The 14,490-nt window shown below is 55.1% G+C and carries 5 protein-coding genes; 1 reads left to right on the top strand and 4 read right to left on the bottom strand.

Annotation, left to right across the window (positions count from 1 at the left end):
• Nucleotides 1–51 precede the first annotated feature (51 nt).
• From SCARR_RS29015 to SCARR_RS02330, 4 genes are all read right to left on the bottom strand, one after another.
• Nucleotides 52–6,756: an InlB B-repeat-containing protein gene (locus SCARR_RS29015; RefSeq protein WP_222846149.1), complete on the bottom strand. Its 6,705-nt coding sequence runs from the start codon at nt 6,754–6,756 to the stop codon at nt 52–54.
• 770 nt (nt 6,757–7,526) lie between these two features.
• Nucleotides 7,527–9,644, bottom strand: coding sequence for a polyphosphate kinase 1 (gene ppk1, locus SCARR_RS02340; RefSeq protein ID WP_136059912.1), 2,118 nt, complete (start codon nt 9,642–9,644; stop codon nt 7,527–7,529).
• A gap of 3 nt (nt 9,645–9,647) precedes the next feature.
• Nucleotides 9,648–11,231 carry a Ppx/GppA phosphatase family protein gene (locus SCARR_RS02335; protein ID WP_136059911.1) on the bottom strand — a complete coding sequence of 528 codons (1,584 nt, stop codon included), beginning with the start codon at nt 11,229–11,231 and terminating at the stop codon, nt 9,648–9,650.
• A 176-nt stretch (nt 11,232–11,407) separates the two neighbouring features.
• Nucleotides 11,408–12,688 carry an OmpP1/FadL family transporter gene (locus SCARR_RS02330; protein WP_168432916.1) on the bottom strand — a complete coding sequence of 427 codons (1,281 nt, stop codon included), beginning with the start codon at nt 12,686–12,688 and terminating at the stop codon, nt 11,408–11,410.
• A 237-nt stretch (nt 12,689–12,925) separates the two neighbouring features.
• On the opposite strand from SCARR_RS02330, the gene SCARR_RS02325 reads away from it, so the two are divergent.
• A complete protein-coding gene (locus SCARR_RS02325) occupies nt 12,926–14,464 on the top strand; it encodes an arylsulfatase (RefSeq protein ID WP_136059909.1) in 1,539 nt (512 codons plus the stop codon).
• The last annotated feature ends 26 nt before the right edge of the window (nt 14,465–14,490 follow it).

Raw genomic sequence — 14,490 nt, 5'->3', positions numbered from 1 at the left:
CCGCACCCACGTAAACGGGCAAGATGCCCGTTCTACGTCAAAACGAAACGCCTACTTCAGCTCCGCCTCCAGCTTGAAGAATGAATTGTCCGGCGAGCCTTCGGCCTGGAACCATTCTCGATCGGCCGGTGCTCCATTGGTCGGGGCAATCGGCAATGTCCATTCCACCAAGTTCGAGCTGCCCAATAGCTGAACATCCACAAACGGGAGGGTTGCATCGTCTTGCGCCGGGATTTCCACCACCGGCTCGCCGTCGATCACCCTGATGTCCAGCAGCAGGTCGCCGCCTTGCAGATTGGTGCCGAATGCATATTCGAAGCCGTTGGCAATTCCGTCGCCGTTGCGGTCCTGCGCGAAGAGCGCCTCCGCTTCGCCGCCAAGGCCAAGTTCATTTGCCCAGAGGGCAAAACCCGCATAGTCCGGCATCCAAACCACTTGGTCCAGCCAGCCGCGGTCTTGGCCGCCCGACAGCGTCTTGTCCTTGGTGTATTCCCAGCGAAGCGTGTGCGTTCCCGCACCTTTGATGGCTACGCTTACGGGTCGCCAATCGGTTTCGCCGTTGATTACGCGCCAAATGGAACCGTCCACCTGCAGCATGAGCCAATCGTAGCGCTCCTCGCTCGAAACCTTCCACCAGAACGAAAGCATGCCTTCGCCACGCACCGTGGTTTCCAGCCAGCTTTCCTCCTGGTCGTCTATGCCGCCGGTGGTCGCGGCGTCTTTGCCATCGGACGTCTCCACGATCTGGGGCATCCAGTTGGTTGCGCCGCCGGTTGTCCATTCCAGATCATGGTTGTCCACGGCTTCGGCCAGCGACAGTTCGACGAAGGATGCCGTTGCCGTGACGGCAGAAGTCATCTGCACAGAAATGGAAGGTTCCGCTTCGTCGGAACCCGGCGGTGACAGAGCGCCGCCCTCCAGTTGCCAATGATCAAACCGCCAGCCGTCTGCCGGGGAGGCCGAGAGCGTTAGGTTGGAATCGGCTGGTTCGAAAGCGCCGACGGTATCGGGCGCACTCCAGGGCGGTTGCGCCGCAACCGATACGGTGCCCGAACCGGACACCTCGACACCCAGCCAATAGTTCGTTTCCCAGCTCCAGACAACGCTTCCATGGTTAGTGACGGTGGAAATGTATGTAGTCCCGCCTTCAGGCGGCTCCCCGTAGCCAAGGCAACGGTAGAGTGCCCCGCCATTGGTGACGGCGGCTTCAACCGAGTTGGTGACCAACGTGCCGTATTCGATCCAGTTGGTTCCAATGGTTGGAACGGGCGTGCCGTGGGCGGACTCGACGATCCAGCTGATCCATTCGACCTCCAGCATTACGGCATCTGGTGCACTCGACGTTGTGCCGTTTCCGACAATCAGCTGCAACTCGTATGTGCCCGGCAGGTCGGGTGTGAATGATGGAGTAGCCGATTCTCCATCCGTTAGCGCCGCACTGCTTCCCTCAGGAGCCGAGGTCACCGTCCAGATATAATTCGAGGCTTCAGTGCTGGCTGAACCATCGAAAACAAATGTCTGGCCGACAAAACAATAAGCATCCGCTCCCGCATCGGCATGCAACGTACTCGTCTGTGGTGCCGCGCCATACAGCCGCGCCACTTCGTTCGACGACAGTGCGCGGTCGTATATGCGGACTTCGTCAAGTTTCCCGATAAGTCCTTGTGCCGAATATGACTCAAAACCTAGCCAAAGGTCACTAGCATCATGCTGAATTGCTCCTCCCTGAGAGTGGGTCTTTTCGCCTTGGAGTTTCCCGTCGATAAATACCTTCATGGCATTTTGATCGTAGGTGCTTACGATCTGATGCCATGCACCGGTGGAAAAAAGGCCTTTATCAAATGTAGCGAAATCCCATGCATCACCCGCTTTTATATAAAACTTACCAATGGAGGATTCCCATCGAATGTCGTAGCCAGAACCATTAGAAAGCTGCTTTCTGACAAGCTGATGGAGTTGGGTAGTTGATTCAACGTTAACCCAACTTGAGATCGTTATACTTTGCGGTTCCAATCCCGGGGTTCTGGGAACCCGTACGGCATCGTTTCCGTCAAAGCTTCCGGCTAGCCCGCAAACGCCTTGCCCATAGCTTTCATCCCCCGACCACGCACCATCATTGCCATTTGTCGTCGCATCCAAAGAATCTCCGTCAAACGGATAATAGGCGACGAGGCCGAGGGTGGAGCTGGCCTGGGTCGGATCGGTTCCGTCGTCCTCCTCTTCGGCGTTGGTGCGGCCGTCGCCGTCAAAATCGCCATCGGCAAACTGATCGAGATTCCCGAACGCGGCAATCTCCCACGCATCACCCATCCCGTCGCCGTCGGTGTCGGAGTTCGGTTCCGTTACTGCCACATACTCTGCCGTCGCCGTGAAGTTCGTGGTCACTGTCGCCGGAATTGATGGATTCCAGCCAGTAAAACGCCACCCCGCGTCTGCGTTGACCGTTACCACTGGAAACAGTGCGCCGTTAGTGACCGTGACGACGTAGTCCGCGCCCGAATTCGAGATGCTTCCGTGGTCGCCAGGGTGGAGCGTGACGGTGTGGGTAGTGTAACCAGCGGGAACCAGACTGATAACGATAGCGCCATCAGAATCATATGGGTTGTCGTAGCCATCGTCGCCGAAGGCGAGACGAACGGGGTTCGATCCGGAAAGAGCCAGATAGGAGCCGCCTCCTTCTGCCCCTCCACGATAAACCCCTCCATCTCCACCACTATAACCGCCGCCACCGCCGCCGCCACCGCCAAAATCTCTAGCAGCACCACCGCCACCACCAAAACCGCCAGCACCTCCATAATAATTTTCGGCACCACCGTATCCGCCATTCAAAAAACAAATGCCACCACTACCGTTATAGTAACCAGTCAAACATGTCTCACCATTCTGACTGAAGCCTGCACCACCACCACCTGCACGCCCAGTCTTCCCATAGATTTGCGCATCTACGGCTTGCCCACCGACATCACCCACGTTGTTCGTTGTGCCATGTCCACCATTACAATAACCTGTCGCTCCACCGCCGCCACCAGCTACAATCAAAGGAACGTTACTATCATCAACCACGAAGCTGCCGCCACCGCCGCCACCGCTTCGGTCGTCCCTAGTGGACTCCTTTCCTCTGCTTCCAACGAGCAGTTTAAGAACATCCCCTTCATCCAACTCAAAGTTGCCACCGATTCCGGCACCTCGTCCTCCTCTCGGCTCAGGATTGTAGTACACTCCCTTGTTGCATGCTCCACCTTGGGCACCATAGGCCATAATTCGATAGGTTCCGGACTCTGGAACCGTCCACTCTTCAATCGCCCCAGTGTACTGATTAGTTCCGACGCCCGGTTCAATAGCAAACTCAGCCGTTATGTTGCGAGCTTGTGTCATTGAGGCAGTAATCACATTGTCTGCGATATCGCATCCGGCCGTATCACCGCTCCACCACAAAAAGAGCCAGTTTTCAGAGGGAACAGCTGTTAGCACGGTGCTTGCTCCTTCTTCATACCATCTGTTGGTTGCGGTGAGTTGCCCTTCTCCGGTCTTTGATGCCGTCAGCTCGTATTCAGTTCGCCACTGCCAGGTCAAAACGGCATCGTTGGTTAATGTCAGTGAAATATTCGTAGGGCTGACGAGAGTATAATCATTACCACTCACGCTGCCGCGTGTACATATGTGGCGCACACCAGCACCACCAGACGCAGGAGAATTCGTTATCCATTGTTCCACAAAGCCGTCGGTTGTTAAAGTTCCTGGATATGTTTCACCATGTTCCGAAATCACACTAAGGGAGAAACCGACCCATTCATATTGTGCTGTAGCCTTAAAATCATTGGAGACACTAGAAGGCACATCAGGATACCAGCCCGAATGGATCCAGCCCATGTCGGCATTGATCGTCACCGCAGGAACTGTTGCGCCATTAGCGACGGTCGCGACATAGTTCGATCCTGAGTTCGCCTCGATGATACTGCCGTGATCGCCGGGATGGAGCGTGACGGTACGGGTGATGTGACCAGTGGAAACAAGAGTGATAACGATGGCACCATCCGAATCATATGGGTTCTCGTAGCCGTCATCGCCGGAGGCGAGACGGACGGGATTCTCAGCGGAAAGCTCCAGATAGGAGCCGCCACCTTGGCCTCCGTCACTGTAGCCGTAACTCATTCCTCCATCGCCACCGCTATAGCCGCCGCCTCCGCCGCCGCCACCGAAGTCGGCCCCGCCTCCTCCGCCTCCTCCGAAGCCTCCAATACCACCCGCGTAGCTACCTGCACCACCCTGTCCACCACCGATGAAGCTAGTACCACCCGAACCATTATAGTAGCCGGTTGGAAGCGTCATGCCATCGGAACTGAAGCCTGCACCGCCACCACCAGCGCGACCGGCATGTCCTCCTTCGTATGCACTTCCACCAACATCCCCATTGTTGTCAACCGTAGCATTTCCTCCGGGACGGCTGTACGTTCCTCCTGTGCCGCCGCCGCCGCCAGCCACAACGAAGGGTATATTGCTTGTCGAGCCTACAAAACTGCCACCACCACCACCATAGCCTGCAGAGGACCCAGGAGATACTCCCCGGCCTCCGACCAACAGGTTCAGGACATCTCCTGCTTCAAGTTGAAATTCACCCCCGACGATCGCGCCGCGGCCACCAGCACCGCCGCCGCCGCGAGCACCGTAAGCAACGATGCGATACGCACCGCTCTCGGGAGCGGTCCATTCGTCAATAGCACCTGTGAAGAGGAAGTTGCACGTATCGTCGGCGGCAAAGTAGGCCGTAACACTGATATCGCTGTTCACGTTTATGTCCGCACGAGGATTATTGGTCGAGCTATCGCTCCACATAACAAAGTGATAGTTCTGGTTGGGCACTGCTTCTACGACACTTCCGCTCGAACTGTAATCTACGGTCTGCGTCAATACGCCGCTAATCGCTCCTCCCGTATCCGCCGTATAAGTTAAATTGAAATTGTTGATGGCAAAATTTGCAACAACGGTGATGTTGCTGGTCACATTTTCGTCGATGCGAGGATTTTCGATCGTGCCATCGCTCCAGTCGACGAAGTGATAATTCTGGTCAGGAACCGCTTCCACTCGCAGACCGGTTGATCCATGTTCCACGATCTGCGGCGCGTAGCCACTGATCGAACCGTTCGAGCCAGCCGTATAGGTCAGCGCATACCGCGCTAGGGGCGTCACTTCAATTTCAACAGTTGCGATGTTCGATAGGTCATTACTAGACGAAATCTGGTAGGTAAAGGAGTCCGTGCCTGTAAAGCCTAGGGAGGGTGTGTACTCGAAGAGCCCTGCTTGGACATCGAGCCACACCACGTTGCCGTTGGTCGGTGCGTTCACGGTTGCAACGGTCAAGACATCACCGTCCGGGGCGCTATGAGGCGCGATTCCCCTCAAAACCTGATCGAACGGGGTTTCGCCGATTCGGTGCTTGCCCGGGTGTCTGCGAAACAAAGGCCAAATCGCGTTAGAGTTGCCATCGTTAGAAGAGGCCCCGAAATGACCGTCACTAAGTCTCGCGCAATAGTGGGATGGCGAGAAAGAACCCTTTGTGAACGACCAGTAGCCCATACTCGGCCAGTTCATGTTGAAGAACGGCTCATGCTCGTTCGGAGTCTGCCTTAAAATACCATAAAGTGCGGCATATTCATCAATGTTGCCTAGACACCAGTCTTCGAGATCCCAAAACACCAATTCATCTGCAAATGCATTTCCCTGGCCCCAGTTCATTTTACTTTCTGTTACAGCCTTAGGGTCGGCAGGAAATGTCAGATCAAGCACAGGACAGTAGACGAGCGGACCGTATACCTCAAAAACACCGTCTTCGACCACAGAATCGGGCTCATACTGGATTCCGCCCAGCGCAGCGAGCGCATTGCTGCGGCTGAACGCCTGAAGCGAGGGATACCCGTTGTTCTCACCGGGGATCACCTGCCAGTCTGTCTGCAGGTTCCACGTCCCGCTTTCGAGGTAGTCAGTGTCGGTAAGCTCGACCTTGGAGACCCCGCGTCCGCCGCTGCTCGTGGCGGTCAGGGCAACGTTAGTGTCCCAGAGGCAGTATGGACTGATTGACGAGTAGGTCTCCGAGCCGCAGATACCACCACCACCGCTAACGACACCAGCAAAGTAACACCCCGCCATAGTTGTGGAATAGTTGTAGCCGACAATGCCGCCATAGCCATAGCTGCCGAGATCGGCTGTAACGTTGCACAAGGAATAACAATTCCCCGCTCCGACAGCATCGTACAGCGCGCCAAAGATGCCGCCTACATAGTGCTGACCATGCACGGAACCCGTGGAGTAACAGTTAAGGGTCATGCCTTGGCTTTTGCCGACAAGCGCGCCAACATAGTTGCCGCCGCGCACGTTCACATCCTCGAGTCCGATGTTTAGAATCAGGCCGGAACCCGCCAAATCACCAAATAATCCAACGTTGTCAATTCCACTTCGATCAATTGTCAGATTGCGGATAACATGGCCATGACCATCAAACGTGCCTGAGAAACCTGTAATTGGCGTAAAATCCCCCACTGCGGACATGTCCAAGTCATCCATCAACCGAAACCACTTGCTCTTGTCGCCAGCGTTCGTCTGGATGGAACTCAACTGTTGCGGGGTGTAGATCCTGATCGGATCATCTGCAGCACCTGAGCCCGCGTAGGAGAGCAACGTATCATTGGCCACCGGCACTTCCGCCTGCGCAATCACCGCCACCATAAAGCCAACAAACAATCCCATCATCCATTTTTTCATGATTTGTTCCTTTTTATTACCAACTGCCTCATTAACCGCAAAGACGACACGAAGGTTTGTTTCCTTTGCGCCTTTGTTTCTTTGCGGGCATCCATCCTGTTAACCTGTCCAAAACACCCGCGTGCGGACTCAAAAGCGCCGTTCCTCCTTCGCAAAAGCTACGGCGTACAATGCGCACTTCAAATTCTTTCTGCTCCCGCGGAAACGGGCAAAATACCCATTCTACATTCGAAAGCGGCACCTATTTGCTATATGCTGATATAAATTAAGCATTTAACGGGATTATGACGCCAAGAGCAAGTTAAAGTCTGTTTTGAATTTATTAACAGGTCGAGATAGACGAGGCATCTAACAAGGAATGTGAGACTTGTCTCATGCTCGGCACCATATGGCAGAGACGCCATAGTCGCGAAAGGGCTGGCAGGATGCCCGCTAGTACTTAGTCAGGAATTAAATATCGGGTGCTTGGGAGTAGCTCGAAATTGCCACTTCGTTGCTGTCGTTCCTCCAGCCTCGCTTCGCGTCTGTTTCGAGTTTTTGCACGAACTGCTCAACCGCAAACGCGGAACGGAATTCCGCGCTACGCCAGAAACCCAACTACCCAAAGAAGGCCAAACAACTAAGCCCGAAATTCAGGCGACATCCGCACAAAGCTTCGGAATTCCGGCTTCGTATTTCTTTCGTGCTTGGGTAATTCGTTATTTGAAATTTAGCCGGCAACGACTTATGACGCCATATGAATCAGCCATGGATGCCCGGCTCCCACTTCCCTAGCCTTGCTTGGAATCGGGCCGGTGGGGCTCGAAGCGGGTGCGACGGTTTTTTTGCGCGGATGCAATAGCTTCGCAAGCCTGGCCATAGAACACCTGCTGGCTCCGGACCTTCTTCGCCCCTTTAGCCAAAGTCCGCTCATAGCTTCCGTTGGGCTTGAGCTGCCAGCTGCTTTGGTTGTCGGCCATATGGAGATTAAGAATATCGATCAACCGGTCGCGACACGCCTTGTCCTCGACGGGCACCATCAGCTCCAAACGCTTGTCGAGGTTGCGCGGCATCCAGTCGGCGCTGGAAATGAACACGCGGGACTTGCCGCCGTGGCAGAAGTGGATGATGCGGGCGTGTTCGAGATAGCGGTCGATGATGCTACTGACCTCAATGTTTTCGCTGAGCCCCTTGACGCCGGGCTTGAGCCCGCAGATGCCTCGGATGTTCAGCTTCACTTTCACGCCCGCCTTGGAGGCTTCGTAGAGCTTGTCGGAAAGAACCACGTCTACCAACGAATTCACCTTCGCTGAAATGAAGGCCTTCTTGCCTTTGCGGGCGCGGCTGATCTCGAAGTCGATTAATTCCATCAGCTTGTCGCGCATGCCGATCGGCGCCATGCTGATCAGGTTGAAGTTCTGCGGCTGTGCGTAGCCGCAGAGCGCATTGAAAAAGGCCGAAGCGTCGGCGCCAAGTTCCGGGTTAGCGGTCATATAGCTGATGTCGCCATACAGTTTGGCCGTCGATTCGTTGTAGTTCCCGGTTCCGAAATGGCAATAGCGCACAACGCCGGCCGGTTCGCGCCGCACGACCAGACAAATCTTTGCATGCGTTTTGTAGCCCTTGACTCCATAGATGACCTGAGCGCCGCACTGCTCCAAGTCGCGCGCCCAGCCAATATTGCGAGCCTCGTCGAAGCGGGCCTTAAGCTCCATCAGCACCGTCACGTTTATGCCGTTTCCGGCCGCGCGCTTGAGTGCGGCGATGATGGCGCTGTCGGAGCTGGTGCGGTAAAGCACCATCTTAATCGCCATGGTTTCCGGATCGACCGCGGCTTCTTCAATGAAGCGGACGACCGGATCAAATGTTTCATACGGGTGGTAGAAAAGCAGATCCTTCTCAGAAATTTGGCCGAACATCGGCTCGTTGGGCACCACGTCCGGCGAGGCTTGCGGGGGCCACGCTTCAGTTTTCAATTCGTCGAAGCCCTCCAGAAAAGCCATGGACATGAAGTCCTTCAGATTCAACACGCCTTCGACCGGATACACATTCTCCGCTTCCGCCGGCAAGCTGTTGCAGAGCATCTTGAGCAACGCCTTGGAAATGGAGGCTTCGACTTCGAGCCGGATGCAGTCGCCCGTTTTCCGTTCTTCAAGTACATCTTCCATGCCCGAAAGCAAATCGGGCGCTTCATTTTCCTGTACGGCAAAATCGGCGTTGCGGGTGATCCGGAACACCGCGCTTTCCTTGATTGAGAAACCGGGGAACCAGTTGGCCTCATATTTTTTTACGGCCTCCTCGTTAAGGACATAGGTGTAGCCGTCTTCGGCCGGAAGCTGAATAATCCGAGCTCCAGCCCGAGCGAGCGGCATGATGGCAAAGCGGTCTTCTGTGTCTTTAGCGCTATTTGGCTGGAGGCGCACCATCAAATACATGGCCAGATTCTGCAGCAACGGCATCCCCTTTTTGGGATCGACCGCCATGGGGGTGATTACGGGAAACAGCTCCTCGCTGAAAATTTCAAACAGCGCCGTTTCCTGTTCATGGGTCAGAGCGTCAATGGAGGCATGGCGCACCCCTCCCGTGGCCAGCGCGGGAGAGACCACTTCGTTAAAGCATCGGTGCAGGTCGGTCATCATGTTGCGGGCGCGCTTGCTGACTTCGCGCAGTTGTGCGAGCGGCGTCAGCCCCGATGGTTCGCGCTTGCGGAGGCCGGCCTTGCGGGCCATATGCAACCCGCCGACCCGCACCATGAAAAACTCGTCGAGATTGGATGCCGTGATGGCCAGAAACTTGAGACGCTCGAGCATCGGGTTATCCGCATCCTTCGCCTCCTCCAGTACGCGCTGATTGAACTCCAGCCAGCTCAGCTCGCGATTGAAATATTTCGGTTCGTTTTTTGCAGCCATGCCCTATCCCTGCCTTCGTTTGGCGCGCAGCACAACGGTGCGGCCATAGACTTGTTCAAACATTTTACCCTTCGAAATCAACGCCCGTTTTTCGGCGGCAAAATCGCAGTTGCGTCCGGCTTCGAAAACCAATTGCCCTTCCTTTAGCAATACTTTGACGTCCCGAATGCTCTGGGTGTGCGACCGGTCGAGGGCATCGGCGGCCCGAAGAATGGACGCCAGCTTGTTGACCACCAGCCGCTTCTCGCGCGTAAGCACGTCGTAGCCGGGATGAGTATTGCGGGGCAAGGCGCCTCGATGGTAGCGCGCCACCAATGCGGTCAGCCGAATATCCTCTTTGCCGAGCCCGAAGATATCGCTGTTTTCAATGATATACTGAGCGTGCTTGTGGTGGCTGCTGCTGCCGATGAACATGCCGACGTCGTGCAGTTGCGCGGCCACCATCAGCAGCACTTCATACCGGTATCCCAGCCCATGCTCGGGTTCCATCGCCCGGAAGAGCGCCAGCGCATTGCCGGTTACACAATCGGCGTGCGCTTGGTCCAAACTATATTTTTTCCCAATTTCTCGGACCGAGTAGAGGATCTGCTCCACGAAATCTTCCGTCCATGCATTGAGCGAGGCTGCCTCGGCGAGCAAACCGTCGCGCAGCGTTATGCCGCAAACATAAACGCTTTTGAGGCCGAAGGCCTCCGCCATCCGGATATAGATTTCCAATGCCGGCCCCAGCGTTTGCGCCTCTTCATAAGTCAGGCGGTATTTCCGCGCTACCTGTTCAATATCCATCTTAAGGACTTTGCCGGCGAGCTTGACCAAGTCAGCCAGCTTGAGTGACGACAGCTCCGATTGCTTCGACTCATTGGGAGCAAGCCCCGCCGCCAAGCGGGCTTCGCTGCCCATTAGCAGCATCGATGTTTTGAGCGAGGTGCTGCCCACGGCATCGCGACACTGGCGGACACCGGCTTCGATCTCCATCCGCAACACCTGTGCCTGACGTGCTCCAGACCCCTCCTGCGCGTCCATCGCTTCGCGCAAGCGGTACGAACCCATGCGGTAGGCGTGCGCAAAAGAAACGCGGCCTTCATCGATGCCGAGCAGCTCTGTGCTTCCGCCCCCCACCTCGGCAACCAGAAGCCGTCCCGTGCACAATACGGTTTTCGCCTGCAGCAGCGGGCGGATGCCCAGAAAGGTTAGGCGGTTTATTTCCGTGCCTTCAATCACTTCAACATTGATGCCGGTGGCCATGTAGGACCGGTCCAGGAATTCATCCCGGTTGCGGGCTTCGCGCACGGCGCTGGTCGCCACGGCGCGCACGCCCTCTCGCAGATCAATGTTGTATTCTTTCAACACCAAAGCAAAACTCCGCAGCACCTTCACCGAATCCTCGATGGTGCTTCGTGAAATGCGCCCGCGCGTGAACGTATCGCTTCCGATGGCCACGCTTTGGTTCAACGCGTCCAAGGTTTGGAATTTGCCATCCGCATAAACCTGCGCCACCACCATGCGAATCGACGTTGATCCAATATCAATGACGGCCTTTAGTTCATAGGTCGTTCCGCTTTCTAATACATCCAGTGCTGCAGCCATACGATGTTCCTCGAAAAAACGGACTCCAGCTTAGGCATCTTTTCGACGAAACACAACCTTTGTTAGAGTTTGGTTAGCTTGGAGCCCTTTGAACATTCACTGCCACGAGTTTAGAAATGAAAAAAAGCGGAGCCGAAGCTCTGCTTTCCAAATGAGAAAACCGTTCTGATGGACAACTAAAACTTCCAGATCACGTTTACGGCGAGAAAGTGAATCAGGTTGGTGTCGAACTCTCCTTTTAAATCCCCTTTCAAGTTGCCGCCTTCCTGTTTGATTCTGCCCTTGCCCGCATCCAGCAACTCATAGGCACATCCAACCGTGACGTCCTCGTTCACATCGTACTGAAGGCCGGTGCCGACACGAATCTGCCGGTCCAATGGAAGATCCGGCGTTCGATTGTCTGCACCGTCAACCGGCGAAGTGTCGTAGGCAGTGCCGACCGACCACAACCACTCCGGAGCAAACCGGTATTGGGCGCCTAGCGCAAAGTGCCAGGTGTCGTCATAGTCCAAATCCTTGGTGACCTTTGTGCTTGTGGTGTCTGAAATTGTAAAATCCTGCTTGCCGAATTCGCTCCATTCCTGCCAGCCGATATTACCCATCACCGCCCACTTTGGGGTGAGTTGGTGGTACGCGCTAAACATGACCGTCTGCGGCAGCGTCATATCAATATCCGTTTTCTTGTTGGCAAGGCCGGAAAGATTTAAAACACCCTGCAGCACTGGTCCGATATTATTGAGGTCAACGGTATCCTTGAACTCTAAATCAACTTTTGAACGATAGGTAAGGCCAACCCGGGTGCTTTCCGTCGGCTCAATCAATAGGCCGAGGTTGTAGCCATAAGCTACATCGTCGTCTTTAATCTTCAACTGTCCGTCGTCCATGTTGGCCTGTCCCGGCACCGCACTGTTGTTGACGGCAACCTTTTGGTCGAGCGTGGCCGTCATCACCGTAAAACCCGCACCGGCCGAAAGCCAATCGGTCACCCGGTAACCTACGCCGGGATTGAGTCCTACGCTCAGCATCTCTCCTTCAGTAACGTAGTAGCGCCCCGCCCAGTTGTCGCCATAATCGAGCCCCAGCCCAAAGAAGGAACCGGCGCTAATGCCCATCCGGAGCCTGTCCGTTGCCGCATACACATAACTCATGCTTCCGGCGGGCACAACGCCTCCGGCATTGCCGCCGTCGCCTCCGCCATATGTTGAAGAATCAACATCGAACCGGGCATCGATATACAATCCTTGAAGGGCGAGGACGGCTTGGGAGCGCTCAAGGCGGGTCATGGCTGCGGGGTTGCCGCCTGCAGTCGAGGCATCCGCTCCAAGAGCCGCCCGGCCGGCTGATGCCGTCCCTAGGTCAGGGGTGCCCTGTTCATACAACCACAAACCTGCTCCCCGAGCCGAAACTGCGACAATGACACTCATCGCAATCAACACAAACATCAAACTATTCTTCATGTGTTTCCCCGTTGCTTTTTTGAGTTCTATACTTTCAAGATGGTCTAAGAGAAACCAAATATTGCAAGTTGGCAACACAAATTTCTCTGTGCGACTCACAAGTTGCGCGAGCATTACGTGTCTAGTTCAAGTCTTCTTTTCTGCTTGCCCCCCCCCTCTGGCAAGATAGTATCATCCCAGTTCCATTGGTTAGAGTATTGAGCACGTTTAACTATTCACCCCAAAAGGAGTTGCGTAATGAAGCATCTACGAACCACCCTATCAACCGTCCTGCTTACGGGCATCTGCATGGCGGGACTTCAGGCTCAGGCGGCCGACAAACCAAATATCCTTGTCATCTGGGGCGATGACATCGGATGGAATAATGCGAGTTGCTACAACCGCGGCATGATGGGCTACAAAACGCCCAATATTGACCGCCTTGCTGACGAGGGGGCTCTCTTCACCGACTGGTATGGCGGACAAAGCTGCACCGCCGGCCGCTCCGCTTTCATTACGGGTCAAAGCCCGTTCCGCACCGGTTTGCTGAAAGTCGGCCTTCCTGGAGCCAAAGAAGGCATCACCGAAAAAGACCCGACCATTGCCGAACTACTCAAAAACCACGGCTACATGACCGCGCAATACGGGAAAAACCATCTGGGCGACCTCGATGAAATGCTGCCGACCAATCACGGCTTCGACGAATTCATGGGGAATCTCTACCACCTCAATGCCGAGCAGGAGCCGGAGCATCCCGACTATCCCAAGGGAGCAGACTTTAAGAAAAAATTCGGTCCGCGCGGGGTCATCAAATCCACCTCTGACGGCAAAATTGAAGACACCGGTCCGCTGACGATAAAGCGCATGGAAACCATCGATGATGAAATCACCGCCGGTGCACTCGATTTCATGGACCGCTCTAAAAAGGCCGACAAACCGTTTTTCCTCTGGTGGAATGCCAGCCGGATGCATGTTCATACGCATCTCAAGCCGGAATCCCAGAACGTAACCGGTTTGGGCGTCTACGCCGACGGTATGATTGAGCACGACAATCACATTGGGGAAATCCTCAACAAGCTCGATGAACTCGGCATTGCGGACAACACCATCATTATGTATTCCAGCGACAACGGAGCAGAATGTTTTTCCTGGCCGGATGGCGGCTCCACCCCGTTCCGCAACGAGAAAAACTCCAACTGGGAAGGTGGATACCGTGTCCCTACCCTCATCAAGTGGCCGGGCGTGATCAAGCCCGGAACGGTTTACAACGATGTGTTCTCGCACGAAGACATGCTCCCGACCCTGCTGGCCGCCGCCGGCGAGCCAGACGTGAAGGAAAAACTGCTGAAAGGTCATCAGGCTAACGGCAGAAACTTTAAAGTGCACATTGATGGCTATAATATGATGCCTTACTTCTCGGGCGAAGTGACCGAAGGTCCGCGCAAGGAATTCTTCTACTGGACCGACGATGGAAACCTCTCGGGCCTGCGCTATGATCGTTGGAAAATGGTCTTCATGGAGCAACGGGCACATGGTTTAAATGTCTGGCAGGAGCCGATGGTTACGCTGCGGCTGCCGAAACTCTTTTGCCTGCGCACCGATCCTTTTGAACGTGCGGATTATGAAGCGGCCAATTACGATTATTGGCGCTTTGACCGAGCATTCCTAATTCTCCCAGCCGTTGATTATGTTGCTCAGCACCTTGCCACCTACCAGGAGTTCCCGCCGCGTCAAAAACCGGGAAGTTTCAATCTTGATCAGGTGCTGCAGAAGCTTCAGGAGAATCGCGGACAATAGGTTCAATCGTTGAAGACAACGCCTGG

It is taken from the genome of Pontiella sulfatireligans, assembly GCF_900890705.1.
Classification (GTDB): Bacteria; Verrucomicrobiota; Kiritimatiellia; order Kiritimatiellales; family Pontiellaceae; genus Pontiella; species Pontiella sulfatireligans.
Note: the sequence above shows the minus strand (reverse complement) of the source record. Positions and strands in the feature narration are given on the sequence as shown.